Raw genomic sequence first — 15,183 nt, forward strand, 5'->3', positions numbered from 1 at the left:
GAGCGCGAACAACAGTTTTAATGGCGAGCAGCAGCCAATCCCTGTGATGGGGAACTCCTCAGGCATATGCAAGCAAACTGGAGCCCGTAAATTGACGGACATGCAATAGCCCTACTGTAAGGGCGGCGAATCAGGGCCTGTGGGTGGAATTTTAGCTTGGCGGACTTTGCCACCAGGCTTAGTGTTGCCGCGCGCTTAGTCTGGACCGGACGATTCAGGTCACGCCATAGCGCTCGGCCAAGGCTTGGCACTGCGCCCAAGACACGGCTTTGGCCCAAGCTACCGACTCCGCGATCGCACTCTGTTGCGCTGGCGTGGCCCGCTCGACCCAGTTCGGCTTGTCGGTATCCAGCTTGAGGCTATTGATTTCCGCCATCACCCCGACAAAGGCCATAAAGTCCGGATCGTTTTCATAGGCACCGATTAGGTGGCGCAGCCGTTCGAGCTCTATTGCGCCTTGAAGATAGTGCGCGCTGCCATCGAGCATGGCCTTGGCGGTGACACCAATCAGGTGCGCGGCCTGGGCGTTAGAACTGGTATCGGTCATGGCGGGCTCCGGTTTAAAAGTTAGCTTAGGCAGGTGTGGGTTGCCGAACGACTCGATTGGCGAGCCTGATTAGCGCCCGATTTTAACGATGCAAACACAGGCTAATGGCGACTTGGGTCAGGGAAAAACCGAGCCGTTTGTTCCAGTCATTGAGGTTGTCTTTTAATTGTACGTCGGACGGCAGTTCGGGGCTATTGGTCGCCATCACGATCCAGTTACCGCCATCGATATTATTGACCCACACTTGAGCAAAGAGCGCATGTAACTGGGCTAGTAATTCAACCTGCTTATGTTCTTGCCAAAAGTTCACTACCAGCCAGCCCTGTGGCGCCAGGAGTCGGTAACAGCGCTCCAAGTAGGCTGCTTGAGACTGATGCGCGTCCATGCCAGTTGCGTGATAAATATCGCTCATGATCAGGTCATAGGGTTGGTCAACAGGCTGCGCGAGTTTGGCGGCGGCATCGCCGATCCCAACCGATAGGCGAGGATGACGCGCCAATTGAAAATGACTGTAGGCCAGATCCACCACAACCTTGCGCAGCTCCACGACATCGATATGGGCCTTGGGCAACTGATGGTAGAGCAGATTGGCCAAGGCGCCGCTACCCAGGCCCAATAATAGCGCGCGGTTTGGAGCGGCATTGAACAACAGGCTGAGCAACATAGCGCGAACGTAGGTGTATTGGATCTGTGTCGGCTGGTGCTTGAGAATGCAGCCCTGTTCGTCATCATCGCCAAAGGAGAGATGACGCTTATTGCCGTCGTCATACACCAGAACTGGGCCAATGGCATCATAAACCCGTTTAATTTCCTTACCAAAGTTGTTCATCTCTACCCTAGGCTGGTCGTTGGTCGCTTGGCACTGTTGGCCTCAAAAGGCCAGCTGGGTGCCGGGACTGTTTTGGGATTCGTGCGTCGCGACCATGGCGATCACCTGGCCGGGCGCGGTCACAAAGTGATTGGTCTGGCTAAACAGCCGCCCAGCACTGGGGCTGCGCACCGCCACAGTCTGTGGTTCGGGTCCGTCCAGTATAACGATTTCGGCGATCAGATCGCCAGCGGCGAGCCACTCACCCAGTGCACGGCTATAGGTCACCAGGCCCGCATGGCTGGCCAGTATTAGGCTGACCTGGTCAACCCCATGCTGCTGAGGTGTGCAGGCCGGTGGCTGATACTCACTGGTCGTGATCAGGCCTTGTTCGGCGAGAAAATGCACGATGCCCTGGCTGTCCTGCTGGGCCAATGCCGCCGACACGTCATTGCGACCGCGCAGTTCGATGGTAGCCGCAAAGCAGGGGTTGGCAAAGGGATGATCGGGAAACTCGGCCTGGAGCACGACCCAGGGTTGGGTATGGGTACCATCAAAGGCCACGGTGCCGCGTACATCTTCGCCGAGGCAAATATCATAGCCTAGGCAATGCGCCAGTTGTGCACCCATCTCAGGCTGATGCTGGCCATAAAACAGATGGGGTAGCGCGACCTCATCGCAATGCAGATCCAATACCAGATCGGCGTCTATCGACAGGCTCAATAGCGTCTTGTGCAGCGTGGCAATTTCCATCTGGCCACTGCGTTGGGCGACCTGGTGCAGCATGGCTGCCCGCAGCAGTCGGCTGTTGTGCTCGCCATCTTCGCCCAGCTCGGGCCTTAGGCTCTCAATCAGTGCGGCCGAATCGAGGGCCATGCCACGGTTGAAGTTTTGCCCGGTATGCCAATCGCAGCGACCGGTGAGGTGCCCGAACGTGCGCTGCCGTAAGCCAATGGGATTGGCGAATGGGACGAGGACAATTTCGGCCAGCAGCAATTGCTGTTGTTCTAATTGGGCGAACTGGCCGATCAGGTACTGAGCAACCAACAGGCCCGGATGTTCATCGGCGTGTAGGCCGGCTTGGATGTACACTTTTTTGGCGCCGCTCGGGCCGAAACGATGCACCCCAAGATGGCTCTGGTTGCCGACCGCAGCGGACGGCAGTGCAATAGATTGGTAACTCACAATGGGCTCTCAACAACAGTTTACGATGTTAGCCGATAGTGCCGATGGTCCTGGTGAAGTGCAAGGGTAGGGGGCGTCGAACTGTTAGGATCTGTCGCAATGACCGAGGGGCATTTAACGAAAGGCTACCGTCCACTCGACCCATTGGCCGGTGGCGACACCATCTTCCAGCGCCGGTTGAAACGACCATGCCAAGGCTTGCTCCAGGGCCGCCTGATCCAATTCTAGATGCCCTGATGACCGCTGCACAAAGGGCTGTTCCAGTTGGCCCGACGCGCCGACAAAACCGCGCAGAACGAGTTCGCCGCGCAGCCGTTTGCGAATGGCACTGGCCGGCTTGATCGGCACCGGCGGGCGACCGGCGAAGCGGGCGGCGGCAAAGTTTTGCACGTCTCGTCGATCGACGCGATCGGGTTCTACTTGAGCGGTGGATTGAAACTCATTGCTGGGCTCGGATACGATCTGGTCGAGGGGATTAGCCTTTGGCAGTTCGGCCATTGCCGACGCAATCGCAGCTGGCATTGCCGCTTGCTCCGGCCCAGTCGATGTCGGCTTTAGGTCTTCCATGGAGGCGAGTTCGGCGGTCGCTAAAATATTTTTTGCGCGCGCAAATTTTTCCAAATCGAGTACGTCAATTGGTTTGGAGAGCTGGTCTTGGACGATTGGAGCTGAGGTTTTTTTTGCGACGAAGACGGACGTCTCTATTGGATCCGTTTGGGCAATAATCAAAGTCGCTTTAGGTTCGATTTTTTTGCCCAGCGCGTCGGGTTTTAGTATTTTTTTTGGTGTCGCCGTCTTGGTCGGCAATGTGCTGCTAAGAGCTTTTTTTGTCTGGGTTTGGGCGCTGCCCTGCGGCACGGGCGTAATAGTATTTATGCTGCTTTGGAGCTGCACTGTTAAACTATTTTTCGTCGCCATTGGCGCCGAAGTCTGCGGTATTTTGACCAATGCGAATATAGCCAGGTGCACCAAAATGGAACCGGTAAAAAATACCAGTCGCCAGATCGTATCGCGTGCAGACATTGTAAATAAGGGGTTGACGGCTTCGTCGGACACTCTATACTCGCTTCCAAATTCAGGTGACCTACAACGTTTAAACGGGAAACTGGTGTGAAACCAGTACTGCCCCCGCAACGGTGAGAGAGGGTAAACCATTGAATCAATATATGCCACTGCGCAAGCGGGAAGGGATTGATTCAACAGCCTAGCTGAGCCTCTCAAGTCCGGATACCGGCCTGATGTCATTTTTCCGTACGGGTGGGTGCATGTCGTTTAGACAATCGTGCAGCGTTTCGCTGTGGTCTGTAATTTTTTGCCTTTTTGTAACAACTCCGTCTGCAGAAGACTTAGTTGATGCATCGGTTGGCGCGCAAACTGATGCGGCCCAGCCGACGGCTAATATTTTGCCGACCCTATATTCTGCCATTACCCCCGCTTTCAGCACCCAGCCGGAATTCAGTACCGCCCAAGTCACCGTAATCGATGCCAGCCAATTTGCGGCTAGCGCTCTAAGCGTCGCCGATGTTATCGAGCGAGCCCCCTCTGTGCAGTTGCAACAAACCGGGGCCACTGGTAGCTATGCCAGCGTCAGCGTGCGCGGCGCACCCAGCGCCCAGACCCAGATTTACCTCGACGGGGTGTTGCAGTCGAACGTTGGCGGTGAGGGCGGTTTCTTGCAACAGATGTCGCTCGCCGATGTCGAACGCATCGAAGTTTATTCCGGCAGTACCCCCACTCAATTTGCCCAGGGCAGCCCGGGCGGTGCCATCAATATAGTGCGCCGCACGGCACGCCAAAATCGAACTAAGATATTGCTCGAGACCGGTAGCTTTGGCCATCGGCGCGGCCTGGTGACCAGTGATCTACTGGTGGCGAATCTGGCGGTTACCGGCTTTGTTGAAGGCTTGGCAGTCGATAACGATTTTACCTACTCGAACGATGGCGGCACCGCGCAATACAGCGGCGATGATGAATGGCAGACGCGCAACAATGCGCAATTTGAATCCTGGTCCGGTGGCCTAACCGGCACTATCAATCAAGCCAAGAGCAGTTACTTTGTCAATCTCAGTGCGCACGATCAACAGAAAAATCTGCCCCACTGGGCCAATCTAACCAGCGCCGACAGCTACTACCAGCAAGGCAAACAGGCGCTGCAACTGGGTATTAACCTGTCCGACTGGTTATGGCACCAGGACAGTTCGCTGCGCTTCAATATCAGTGAAGATCTGGGCCATTTTAGCGATCCGGCCAATGGCCTGGGCAGCTTTGTCAGCGACAGTCGCGATCGACTGTTGAGTCGACAGCTGGCGCAGACCTTTGTGCTGCCGCTGTCTTGGGGACTGCTTACGTTGAACAATCAATTGGATCAGGCGCAATTTGTGATTGAACAGCAGAGCGTTACCCAGGTCGACGCCGAACGGCTGAGCGGGGCGCACAGTCTCGGCGCCGACTGGTTTGTGGCTGCCTTTACAACCTTAACCGGCAGCTTACGCTACGCCACCTTCAGTGATAGCTCGGATGACACAGAGGCGGCTGGTAGCCGCTTCAGTGGCCAGGCCGGAATTGGCTATCAACGCGGTGAGCACCGCGTGCAAGTGAATCTGCAAAGTTCCGAGCGCTTGCCGAACCTCATTGAACGCTTCGGGAATCTGGGCAGCTTTAAGGGCAATGCTGACCTGGCTGCCGAGAGCGCCCTGAGCGGGGATATCAATTATCAATGGCAGGGTGCGGCCTATCAGTTCAATGCCACCGCCTTTGCCCGGCAGTCGGACAATACCATCGCGCCGGTGTTCAACTCCCAGGGTGTCGGTCGTTATATTAATATCGATGAATCGATTTTTTATGGCCTGGAGTGGCAGGTCGAAGCCCCTCTCGGCGCGTTGCAACTGAGCTCCAGTGGCAGCTGGCAACGTGGCTGGGCAAGCTCGTTGTTAAAGGTCTATGACCAAAAGCAGGTGCCCGGCTTTTATCCACTCAGTGTGCGCCATCAGCTGAGCGGGACACCCTTGCCCGGCCTGACTTGGCAGAGCAGTTATATCTATCAGGCCGGCCTCTATTTTGATCGCGCCAACTCGACCATGGCGACCGCCAAACACCAATTTAACAGCGCGCTCAGTGGCCGAAAAAATAATTGGCAGGGCACGCTCGCCGTCGAAAACCTACTCAATCGCTACCAGGTGGATTACAGCAATAGCCCGCTGCCTGGGCGCAAAATCTATCTTAGCCTTGTTTATTTCTTTGGAGAAAATATATGAAAAAACTGTTAATAATTGCTAGCGCCATGCTCCTTGTGGCCTGTTTGCCGGAGCCGAATAACAGCCCCTTGGGTTCGGTTAACCTAGCGGTGGCGGCAGCCTCGCCGGACTATGCCACTAGCGATGTTATCCTGATCAACACAGTCCTAGAAATCGATGAAGTATTTGAACAACGAATTCACACCACCAATCCAGCCGATATCGCCATTGCCTTTGAAGCTGGAGAACTGTTCCGACTCGGACGTTATGGCTTTGATTCCGTATCGAAAATCAGTATTGATACGGAATCGGACGTTGTGTCAGTCGATTGGCAGCGCAGTGTCTTGGGCGATGATTTTAGTGCCAATCCGGGTGATCTATTGGCCCTAAGTAGCCGTCAAGCTTACGTGTCTCGCAATGGTAGCAAGGATCTGTGGGTGGTTAATCCTGCCGCGACGACAGATGCTGATTTCCTCATCGAGAAAATTGATCTATCTGCCTTTGCTAACGCCAGCAGTGGTAACCCGCATATGGCCGATCTGGAGTGGCTGGATGGGAAATTATTTGTACTGTTAACTGGTTTGAACGACAGCTATGCCGCTGCTGCCAATTCCAAGGTCGTGGTGATCGATACCAGCACGAATAGTTTAGTCGATACCGATACCACAATGGCCGGCGTTCAGGCTATCGAATTGCCGGTGCGCAATGCCGGGTCCTTTGCACTGCACGATGGCCTACTCTATGTCGCGGCCACAGGTGACGCCTACAACTATGCCGATACGTCAGGCAAATACACCGGTGGTATCGCCACCCTTAACACAACCAGCTACGCGACGGCTCTGTTGATCGACGATGGCGACCTGAGCGCGGCACCCTATGGCAATATCAGCGGCGTGACCGTGTCGGCCAACAACGATGTGTACTTTTCCGGTAGCGTGAGCTGGGGCAACGACAAGGTCTTTGTGCTGCGTGCTGGCACCAGTACACCGAGCGAAATCGTCTTGGGAACCAACCAATATAATATCGGTGACCTGCTGGCCACCGATGATGCGCTCTATGTCGGCGTGCAGGCGCAAAGCGATGGCAGTGAAAACGCCGGCTTAAAGGTAATCGATCTGGACGACGGTACGGTGAATCGGTTAATCGAGCTGACTTACAACCCAACCCAGATTCTCGCACTGTAACCGGGCCCCGTTAGGTGAGTGCTTGAACCCCGTCGGTTAGGCTCACCGTGAGGGCCTCGGAGCGGTCCATTATTTTCACCAGGGTGGTCTGGATGGTTTCATCGCTGCGGATGTCGGCCTGGGTGTTAAAGGTTTGCACCTGAGCGGCACTGTTTTCATCCGCGATAAAGCTGATATCGACCCGGGTCGCTAGATCGGCGCTGGGGCCGGAATAGGTGATAATCAATTGCGGGAAGCCTTGAAAGCCCTTATTCGCCTTTTTGCTAATTCGTTTCTGTGCTTTATCGAGATTCATCGCTTAGCAGGCCCTATATTGTGTATGTTGACGCCAGTGTAAGAGCCTTTGGCGGCATTAGCCCCAGTTTATTGCCTCAGACGGCATTTTTTTGCCCGCTTTGTCCGAAAAAACTATTTTTGCCGAAAAATGCTCATATTGGTTGGGCAGATTCATTCGTCATGGCCCTGCGCAGGCGCAGGAAAAGCGCGGTACTGACTAGATTGCTAGCCAACAACAGCAGACCGGCCAGCCACAGGGCGGCGTTCTGTAGGCCCAGCTCGCGCTCAATTATAGCCTGAGTAGCACGCTCTATGAGACGCTGATCGACGAAGCGGGTCAGCGCTTCGCTGATGATCTCGCCGGACAGCTGTGACTGGTAGGCAATGATCAGCAGCGCAATGGCCACGGTCACGATCAGTAAAAGAAGTGCGCAAAGCAGCGCGTATTTAAGGGTATGCATCATAAAGGCCTGATTCGTCGAGCATTACCCGCTAATATAGTCCAGCTTTTGCTTCTATGCCCAAATCCGTCCCGGTTTGGCCCGTTCGCCTGCTGGTTGCTCCACACAGCCCAGGCCCCCCAATGAGTTAAACTATGACCGCACTAAGCCCAATCGATCATTTACGAGCCTTGGCTCGCGACACCCTCGAGGTGTCTTGGACCCTTTATAAGATTATGGTGCCCACTCTGATAGTGATTAAAGTGCTGGAGGAGCTCGGTGGGGTGGAGTTATTGAGCCAACTTTTGGCGCCGCTAATGGCCAGCCTCGGCTTACCAGAGACGATGGCCCTGGTCTGGGCGACCAGTCTGCTTACTAATATCTACGCCGGTATGTTGGTTTTTTTTACCCACTCTGATGGGGCCATGACGGTTGCTCAGGTATCGGTTATCGGTGGCATGATGTTGATTGGCCACGCACTGCCGATCGAAGTGCGCGTGGCCCAAAAGGCCGGGGTTCGTCTCGGTTTCTCGCTGTTGTTGCGGCTGGTTGGTGGTCTGGCCTATGGCTACTTCCTACATCTCATTTACAGCTTTTCGAATACCCTGCAAGAGCCGGCCATACTGCTCTGGCAGCCAACCTTGGGCCCAGAGCCGACGTTGTTGGCGTGGGCACTGGAACAACTTAAGGGTCTAGTCGCTATCTTCCTGATTATTGTGCTGCTTTTAGCGGTGTTGCGTATCTTTAGAATTATCGGCATTGAACGCCTGATTAACCTTGCCTTGGCACCGCTGTTACGAGTATTTGGGATCTCTGCTCAGGCGACCTCGATTACCCTGGTGGGCTTCACCCTAGGGCTATCTTTTGGCGGCGGATTGCTAATTCGCGAAGCCGCATCTGGGCGCATTAAACCGATGGACGTCTTTGCCGCTATGACGTTGTTGGGTCTCAGTCACAGCCTGATCGAGGATACTCTGCTGATTTTACTGATGGGCGCAGACCTATCGGCGGTATTGAGCCTGCGCCTGCTGTTCACCTTGCTCGTGGCTTGGCCCCTGATTCACTGGGCGCGTGGCCGCAGTGCAGCGTTTCAACAACGCTATCTGGTGCACTCGTTGGCGACAGATCCATAGGGCGCGAAGTCCTGCTTTGCTCGCCTCAAACCGCTTAGCGCCCAATGCTCAGATGTCACCCCCGGGTTGCCGGTAAGGTGGCCAACCAGGGCGCCAATTCTGTGGCCACCGGCTTACCGTGAGTCGCCAGGAAAGCCAAAAAGCGTTCCGGGGTCTTGGTGGTGATGCGACGTTCATCAAAACCCAGTTCGTCGAGAATGCCCAGGGTGTAATCGAAGCGACCGACATCGAAACTAATATGCGCATCACTGCCTAGGCTGACTTGCCCAGCGTGCTTATCAATCAACTCCAACAAGCTGCGGCAATGGGGTTCGGAACCGTTTCGGGACTGTAAAAAAGAACTGTTGTTGATTTCCAAGAGCACATTGTGGTCCTTGGCGGCGCGCACGATCTCGTCTTGGATGACGGGGAATTTGGGATTGCCGGGATGGCCAATAATCTGAATTACCCCGCTGGTGATGGCTCGAATCATCGCCTGAGTGTTCTCTCGGACACTGCCGGGGGCAAAGACCGGTTCATGAAAGCTGGCGATGGCGAAATCCAAATAACCCAGCATGCCATCGGGCAGGTCGACATAGCGGTCGTGCGTGTTGGTAAAGGGTTCGGGCAATATATTGGCCTCAATCGCGCGGAGGATTGCGATATTTTCGACCACCCGGGGCAAGATTTTCATATTGCCGAAGTGCCATGGATGCGGCGCATCGGGCATGGTCGGGCCGTGGTCGGTCAGTGAGAACAGCTCTAGGCCATTGCCTCGGGCATCGCGAATATAGTCGTGTACCGTGCTATAAGCATGGGTGCTGGCGATGGTATGGGAATGGGTATCGCAAAGAATTTTCATAGGGTGCCTGCCTGCAACCCAGTCGCCTTAGTTGGCCGCACGGGGTTAATGAATAATGTGTCAGTCTGGGCACAGCATATAGGAATGGGATCGAAAACACAGGCTCGCGTGTCGCTTCAGCGAATGATGCCGAGGCCATAACTTTCCAAGATCAACTGTATCTCTGCCATCCTGGCATCCGTTGGCGGCACCATGCCCTCTAGGGGATATTTCAAATTCATCGCCTTCCATTTGTGGGTGCCCAGGTTGTGATAGGGCAATAACTCAACCTGCTCAATATTATTCATGGGCGCCAAAAATTGGCCCAGTGAATGGATGTCATCCAGATCATCGGAATAACCCGGCACGACCACATAGCGTATCCGAGTTTTTTTGCCAAGGCTGGCCAAATAACGGACAAAGCGCAATGTCCGCTGGTTTGATACGCCCACCAATAGATGGTGTTTTTGATCGTTGATATGTTTGATGTCGACCATGATCAGGTCACTCTCGGCAATCATTAGCTTGTCTTCAGCGCTGTAAATGCCGACATAGCCATTGGTGTCGAGGCAGGTGTGAATATTGTGCTGGTGCAGTTTCTCAAACAAGAGCCCGACAAAGGCGGCCTGCAACACCGGTTCGCCGCCGGTTACTGTAACCCCGCCACCGCTGGCGTCCATGAATTTAGCATAGGGCAATATTTGCTCGACCATTTCAGTGACGCTATAGAGTTCGCCGCCATCCAAGTCCCAGGTATCGCGATTGTGGCAATACTTGCAGCGGAACAAACAGCCTTGTAAAAACACCACAAATCGGGTGCCTGGGCCATCGACGGTGCCAAAACTTTCAATTGAATGCACCCGACCGAGCATCTCATCGGCATGGTATTTTGGAATATTTAACACGGCTATGGTTGAGCTCATTATCCATCCTAGTGGGTCGGCGGCGTAATTGTAGCGCCATCGCAGACAAGCCTATTGCGACAGATCAGTTGAACGATTAGGGCCCGCCCTAACTTGCGCCGAGCTCGGGTAATAAGTCCGGTCGAGGTGACGAGATATGGGCGCGAAAATCGCTCGCCGAAACGGCTTTGGTAAAGAAGAAGCCTTGGGCGGCGGTCACGCCCTGGGCTTGCAACCAAGCTAATTGTCTCGGGGTTTCAACCCCTTCGGCCACTAGCTGCAAATCCAAAGCTTTCGCCATCTGGATGATGGCTGTGCAAATGCTGGCGTCATAGCGGTTGTCGGGAATGCCGGCGATAAAGGATCGGTCAATCTTGAGAACATTGATGGGTAAGTTTTTTACATTACTGAGGGGCGAGCAGCCGGTACCGAAATCATCTAAGGCTAGATGAAAACCGCGGGCGCGCAATTGCGACAGCTGAAGCACCTCGGCATCGTCTTGTTGGATCAACACCGACTCGGTGATTTCTAAAATGATCTCACCCGCGCGAATGGGATAACGCGCCAAAAGTGCATCGATCTTGTTTAGGAACTCTGGGTCCGCCAGCTGGATTATCGACAGATTAACCGAAAGATAGCCTATCTCAAGCCGCTCGTTGCGCCATCGCTGCAACTGGGCCAGAGCTGTTTCCAACACCCAAAAACCAATGCCGTGAATGAGGCCGGTCTGTTCAGCGACGCAGATGAATTGCTCCGGTTTGAGGTTGGACGCTGGCCAGCGAATAAGCGCTTCGGCGCCAACACAGCGATTCGAGTTGAGCTCGACAATGGCCTGGTAATGTAGGCTAAAAGCCTTGATCTTTAGGGCCTGCCTCAGGTCCTGTTGCAGTTGTCTCTGTGGCGTTTCGATCAGTTTGATTATCAGCATGAGTAGGGCCGATACCGCCAAGCCTATATAAAGATAGCGCCAGGGCTGCGCTCGATGCCAGTGTTGAAAGGACAAGGCCGGATCGCTCCAGCCGACAGTGGCGACTAAGGCCGTGACTTGGCTCGGGTAATCTGAGGTGTCGTAGAGGATGTCCTCCTGAACTCTAATGGCCAAATTCAACTTAGGACCTAGGGCCGCCAGCCACTGAGCCGGTTCGAAGCTGATCGCCAGCAGTTGTGGCCGACTGCTAATATCGGTTGCCACCGGTAGGGTTAGCACCAACAGGGAGCGGTTAAACGGGTCCGGCCAAATGCGCCAGTCGAGCCGGCGCTCGGCGTCAAAGTAGTAGCGCCATATTGATGTGCCGACTAGACTCAGCGGGCGCGCCGCAGCATCGGTGTCGTCCTGGGTCACCAAATAGTGTTGCACCGGGTTGCCGCCATTAAAGCGATAGTAGGTGCCATCAGCTAAAAGTAGGTAAGCACTGTTCAGGGCCAGCTCAAAAGCACCGGGTTGCATAAGATGGCTGAGCAAGTCGGCACCATTTGTCTTCTTTTGAGTGTGGCCGACAAGCTGGCTGACGGCAAAGGCCAGGTTGTTGGTAACCTGTTCAAGCCGAACCAACTGTGCATCCAGCGCATGGGCACTCGCTGTGCGTTCAGTCAGAAAGTCCAACTTAACCAAGAGTATTGCAAGAAGCACAACAGCAAACAGAGGGGGGATTTTTGTTAGATAATAAGCGGCCACTGGCATTGGACTGTATAAACGGGTCAGTTTTAGCATAGCCCATTTTTTTGACCTTAGATTGCCATCCAAGCGCATGGGTGATCGAAACCTTGGGGCTCTATACCTTATTCGTTAGGCCGTCTTAGCCGACCGAAGATATGCATCCGGTGTCGGCCGTTAACCGCCAAGTCATAAAAAGGGCGCTCGGCGCCCTTATGTTCGAATCGTTAACCCCGACAGCGGCCTGTCTATACCTGGCTGTGAAAGGTCCGAGTGATGACATCCATCTGCTGTTCACGCGTCAGCTTGACAAAGTTCACTGCATAGCCGGACACGCGAATGGTCAGTTGGGGATAGTTTTCCGGGTGTTCCATGGCATCCTGGAGCATTTCCCGATTCAAGACGTTGACATTAATATGGTGACCCTTGGCGCCAAAATAGCCATCGAGCATGCCGGTAAGGTTGCCGACCTTGCTGGTCTCGTCTTTGCCGAGGGACGCTGGGACTAGAGACATGGTGTAGGAAATACCATCCTCGGCATCGTCATAGGGCAGCTTAGCCACGCTCAGCAGCGAGGCCAGAGCACCCTTTTGATCCCGGCCATGCATCGGGTTCGCACCCGGTGCAAAGGGCTGCCCGGTTTTACGGCCGTCCGGGGTATTGCCGGTTTTCTTGCCGTAGACGACATTCGACGTAATGGTCAGGATCGATTGAGTGGGCGTAGCATCCCGGTAGGTCGGCGTTTGCCGGACATGATCCATAAAGCGAGTCACCACCATTTGCGCCAATTCATCGACCCGGTCATCGTTGTTGCCGAACTTGGGGTAATCGCCTTCGGTGGCAAAGTCGGTAATATAACCATCGGCGTTGCGGATGGCCTTCACCTTGGCAAATTTGATCGCACTCAAGGAATCGGCCACGACCGACAGGCCGGCGATGCCACAGGCCATGGTGCGCACGACATCCCGATCGTGCAGGGCCATCTGTGATGCTTCATAGCAATACTTGTCGTGCATAAAGTGGATCACATTGAGCGTATTGACATAGGTCCGGGCGATCCAGGCCATGTACTCATCGAAGCGTGCCCAGACGGTGTCGTAGTCCAGATAGTCCCCGGCCAGGACGTCTTTTTTTGGTCCGACTTGCAGGTTAATTTTTTCGTCCATGCCACCGTTAATACCATAAAGCATGGTCTTGGCCAGATTACAACGCGCACCAAAGAACTGCATCTGTTTGCCGATGCGCATCGCTGATACACAGCAGGCGATACCATAGTCGTCGCCAAACTTGGCGCGCATCAGGTCATCGTTCTCATACTGAATTGAGCTGGTATCGATTGACACCTTGGAGCAGAAGTCCTTGAAGCCCTTGGGCATGGCGTCGCTCCATAACACCGTCAGGTTTGGCTCCGGCGCAGCACCGAGGGTATAGAGGCTGTTTAACATGCGGAAGCTGGTCTTGGTCACCAAGGCTCGCCCGTCTTCGCCCATCCCGCCGATCGACTCGGTGACCCAGGTGGGATCGCCGGAAAACAGACCATCGTATTCAGGAGTCCGTAGGAAGCGCACCATGCGCAGCTTAATCACCAGATCGTCGATCAATTCCTGGGCCAGCTCTTCGGACAGGGCGCCGCAGGCCAGGTCACGTTCAATGTAGATATCGAGGAAGGTTGAAACGCGACCAAAGCTCATCGCGGCGCCGTTTTGGCTTTTTATCGCGGCAAGGTAGGCAAAGTAGGTCCACTGTATCGCTTCATGGGCGTTTTGGGCCGGCAGGCTGATATCGAAGCCGTAGCTTTCCGCCATGGCGGTCATTTCTTGCAGGGCCCGAATCTGCTCGGACAGCTCCTCGCGCAAACGTATTACCGCTTCGGTCATCTGCTCATTATCGAGCGAAGTTTTCTGATTCTTTTTATCTTCAATTAAGCGCTCGGTTCCATACAACGCGACGCGGCGGTAATCGCCAATGATCCGACCACGGCCATAGGCATCGGGCAAACCGGTCACCACGCCGGCCTTTCGGCAACGTACCATTTCGGGGGTGTAGCCATCGAACACGCCAGCATTATGGGTTTTACGATACTGGGTGAAAATTTTATTGATCATTGGGTCCAGCTTTCGACCATAGGCATCACAGGACGCCTCCACCATGCGGATGCCGGCGTTGGCGACCATGCCCCGCTTAAGGGGTGCATCGGTCTGCAGGCCGACGACGCGCTCGAGATCTTTATTGATGTAGCCAGGTTGGTGGGAGGTGATGGTGCTCGGTAAATCGGTATCAAAGTCCAGTGGGCCCTGCAGCCGTTGTTCTTCTTTCATTAGATCCAGAACGAGCGCCCAGACATCTTTGGTGCGGGTAGTCGCACCGACCAAAAAACGGGCGTCGCCGGTGTACGGACGATAGTTTTGTTGGATAAAATCGCGCACATCCACGTCGCGTTGCCAAAGTCCGGAGTGGAATCCATCCCACGGTGTGGTTTGGGTATTGATGGTGTGGTCTGCCTGTTTTCGGTACATAGGTTTTTCTCCGCAACGTTTCTATAAGCATAGAAAATTTTAAAACTAAGAGCAGGAGCGTCTGAAAAAAAGGTAGGAAAAAAGCCGAGCTAAGTGAAATCTTGAAACGATTAAAACTGGTTTCAAGAGTTATAGGCCAACACCAGCACTATTATCTCTGCTCAAGAAGTCGCTTTAAGGTCTTTTCCTACAGCCAGAGAGTGATAACAGACTACCTTCATTTGTTGACGATATTTTGGCTTACATCAATGTTTTAACCATGACTGAAAAAATAGTTTTATTACAGCTTTCATGGATTCATCGAGCCAAAAAGACTTCAACACGCTCTACAAATTTTGTCTGGCGTTATTATCGATCTCTTAGGTCGACTCCGTTTGATCTGAGTCAACAAAAACCTGGCTTAGGGCTATTTTCATGTAGTTAAATTACGCAATTGAATTTCTCCCCTGGGATGCCTGCGAAGTGCAATCTGGGAGCGAAATTAC

13 protein-coding genes and 1 riboswitch are annotated in these 15,183 nt (G+C 54.1%); of the genes, 3 read left to right on the top strand and 10 right to left on the bottom strand.

Annotated elements, in window-relative coordinates:
- Window positions 1-214 precede the first annotated feature (214 nt).
- From REIFOR_RS04105 to REIFOR_RS04120, 4 genes are all read right to left on the bottom strand, one after another.
- Window positions 215-547 (bottom strand): DUF2489 domain-containing protein, encoded by a 333-nt coding sequence (locus REIFOR_RS04105; RefSeq protein WP_100256358.1) that lies wholly within the window; start codon window positions 545-547, stop codon window positions 215-217.
- An 82-nt stretch (window positions 548-629) separates the two neighbouring features.
- A complete protein-coding gene (locus REIFOR_RS04110; protein ID WP_100256359.1) occupies window positions 630-1,376 on the bottom strand; it encodes a spermidine synthase in 747 nt (248 codons plus the stop codon).
- A 42-nt stretch (window positions 1,377-1,418) separates the two neighbouring features.
- Window positions 1,419-2,540: a succinylglutamate desuccinylase/aspartoacylase family protein gene (locus REIFOR_RS04115; protein WP_158524283.1), complete on the bottom strand. Its 1,122-nt coding sequence runs from the start codon at window positions 2,538-2,540 to the stop codon at window positions 1,419-1,421.
- A 114-nt stretch (window positions 2,541-2,654) separates the two neighbouring features.
- Window positions 2,655-3,458, bottom strand: coding sequence for an energy transducer TonB (locus REIFOR_RS04120; protein WP_158524284.1), 804 nt, complete (start codon window positions 3,456-3,458; stop codon window positions 2,655-2,657).
- A 142-nt stretch (window positions 3,459-3,600) separates the two neighbouring features.
- Window positions 3,601-3,793, top strand: a riboswitch (cobalamin riboswitch).
- Window positions 3,794-3,805: 12 nt separating this feature from the next.
- Here REIFOR_RS04120 and REIFOR_RS04125 point away from each other — a divergent pair.
- Window positions 3,806-5,794, top strand: a complete 1,989-nt coding sequence (locus tag REIFOR_RS04125) for a TonB-dependent receptor (RefSeq protein WP_100256362.1) — start codon at window positions 3,806-3,808, stop codon at window positions 5,792-5,794.
- The gene (locus REIFOR_RS04130; protein ID WP_100256363.1) at window positions 5,791-6,957 is read left to right on the top strand and encodes a hypothetical protein; all 1,167 of its coding nucleotides are present in this window, start codon (window positions 5,791-5,793) and stop codon (window positions 6,955-6,957) included. The genes REIFOR_RS04125 and REIFOR_RS04130 overlap by 4 nt, the downstream gene beginning before the upstream one ends.
- A gap of 10 nt (window positions 6,958-6,967) precedes the next feature.
- Here REIFOR_RS04130 and REIFOR_RS04135 read toward each other — a convergent pair whose 3' ends face one another.
- Together REIFOR_RS04135 and REIFOR_RS04140 are read right to left on the bottom strand one after the other, a co-directional pair.
- Window positions 6,968-7,252: a hypothetical protein gene (locus tag REIFOR_RS04135; protein ID WP_100256364.1), complete on the bottom strand. Its 285-nt coding sequence runs from the start codon at window positions 7,250-7,252 to the stop codon at window positions 6,968-6,970.
- Between the two features lie 133 nt (window positions 7,253-7,385).
- Window positions 7,386-7,697: a hypothetical protein gene (locus REIFOR_RS04140; protein ID WP_145980229.1), complete on the bottom strand. Its 312-nt coding sequence runs from the start codon at window positions 7,695-7,697 to the stop codon at window positions 7,386-7,388.
- Between the two features lie 131 nt (window positions 7,698-7,828).
- Between REIFOR_RS04140 and REIFOR_RS04145 the strand changes: the two genes are divergently transcribed.
- On the top strand, window positions 7,829-8,806 hold the full coding sequence (locus REIFOR_RS04145; RefSeq protein WP_100256366.1) for a nucleoside recognition domain-containing protein: 978 nt from the start codon (window positions 7,829-7,831) through the stop codon (window positions 8,804-8,806).
- A gap of 55 nt (window positions 8,807-8,861) precedes the next feature.
- On the opposite strand, the gene REIFOR_RS04150 is transcribed toward REIFOR_RS04145, so the two are convergent.
- From REIFOR_RS04150 to pflB, 4 genes are all read right to left on the bottom strand, one after another.
- Window positions 8,862-9,647, bottom strand: a complete 786-nt coding sequence (locus REIFOR_RS04150; protein ID WP_100256367.1) for a phosphatase — start codon at window positions 9,645-9,647, stop codon at window positions 8,862-8,864.
- Between the two features lie 116 nt (window positions 9,648-9,763).
- A complete protein-coding gene (gene pflA, locus REIFOR_RS04155; RefSeq protein ID WP_100256368.1) occupies window positions 9,764-10,549 on the bottom strand; it encodes a pyruvate formate-lyase-activating protein in 786 nt (261 codons plus the stop codon).
- A gap of 88 nt (window positions 10,550-10,637) precedes the next feature.
- A complete protein-coding gene (locus tag REIFOR_RS04160; RefSeq protein ID WP_158524285.1) occupies window positions 10,638-12,158 on the bottom strand; it encodes an EAL domain-containing protein in 1,521 nt (506 codons plus the stop codon).
- A 272-nt stretch (window positions 12,159-12,430) separates the two neighbouring features.
- Window positions 12,431-14,698, bottom strand: a complete 2,268-nt coding sequence (gene pflB / locus REIFOR_RS04165; RefSeq protein ID WP_100256370.1) for a formate C-acetyltransferase — start codon at window positions 14,696-14,698, stop codon at window positions 12,431-12,433.
- Window positions 14,699-15,183: the final 485 nt, after the last annotated feature.

The sequence above is a fragment of the Reinekea forsetii genome, assembly GCF_002795845.1.
Taxonomy (GTDB): domain Bacteria; phylum Pseudomonadota; class Gammaproteobacteria; order Pseudomonadales; family Natronospirillaceae; genus Reinekea; species Reinekea forsetii.

Excerpts from the sequence above, each read along its gene's own strand:
- REIFOR_RS04105 (WP_100256358.1), bottom strand. The coding sequence starts at position 547 with ATGACCGATACCAGTTCTAACGCCCAGGCCGCGCACCTGATTGGTGTC.
- REIFOR_RS04110 (WP_100256359.1), bottom strand. The coding sequence starts at position 1,376 with ATGAACAACTTTGGTAAGGAAATTAAACGGGTTTATGATGCCATTGGC.
- REIFOR_RS04120 (WP_158524284.1), bottom strand. The coding sequence starts at position 3,458 with ATGGCGACGAAAAATAGTTTAACAGTGCAGCTCCAAAGCAGCATAAAT.
- REIFOR_RS04125 (WP_100256362.1), top strand. The coding sequence starts at position 3,806 with ATGTCGTTTAGACAATCGTGCAGCGTTTCGCTGTGGTCTGTAATTTTT.
- REIFOR_RS04130 (WP_100256363.1), top strand. The coding sequence starts at position 5,791 with ATGAAAAAACTGTTAATAATTGCTAGCGCCATGCTCCTTGTGGCCTGT.
- REIFOR_RS04135 (WP_100256364.1), bottom strand. The coding sequence starts at position 7,252 with ATGAATCTCGATAAAGCACAGAAACGAATTAGCAAAAAGGCGAATAAG.
- REIFOR_RS04140 (WP_145980229.1), bottom strand. The coding sequence starts at position 7,697 with ATGATGCATACCCTTAAATACGCGCTGCTTTGCGCACTTCTTTTACTG.
- REIFOR_RS04145 (WP_100256366.1), top strand. The coding sequence starts at position 7,829 with ATGACCGCACTAAGCCCAATCGATCATTTACGAGCCTTGGCTCGCGAC.
- REIFOR_RS04150 (WP_100256367.1), bottom strand. The coding sequence starts at position 9,647 with ATGAAAATTCTTTGCGATACCCATTCCCATACCATCGCCAGCACCCAT.
- pflA (WP_100256368.1), bottom strand. The coding sequence starts at position 10,549 with ATGAGCTCAACCATAGCCGTGTTAAATATTCCAAAATACCATGCCGAT.
- pflB (WP_100256370.1), bottom strand. The coding sequence starts at position 14,698 with ATGTACCGAAAACAGGCAGACCACACCATCAATACCCAAACCACACCG.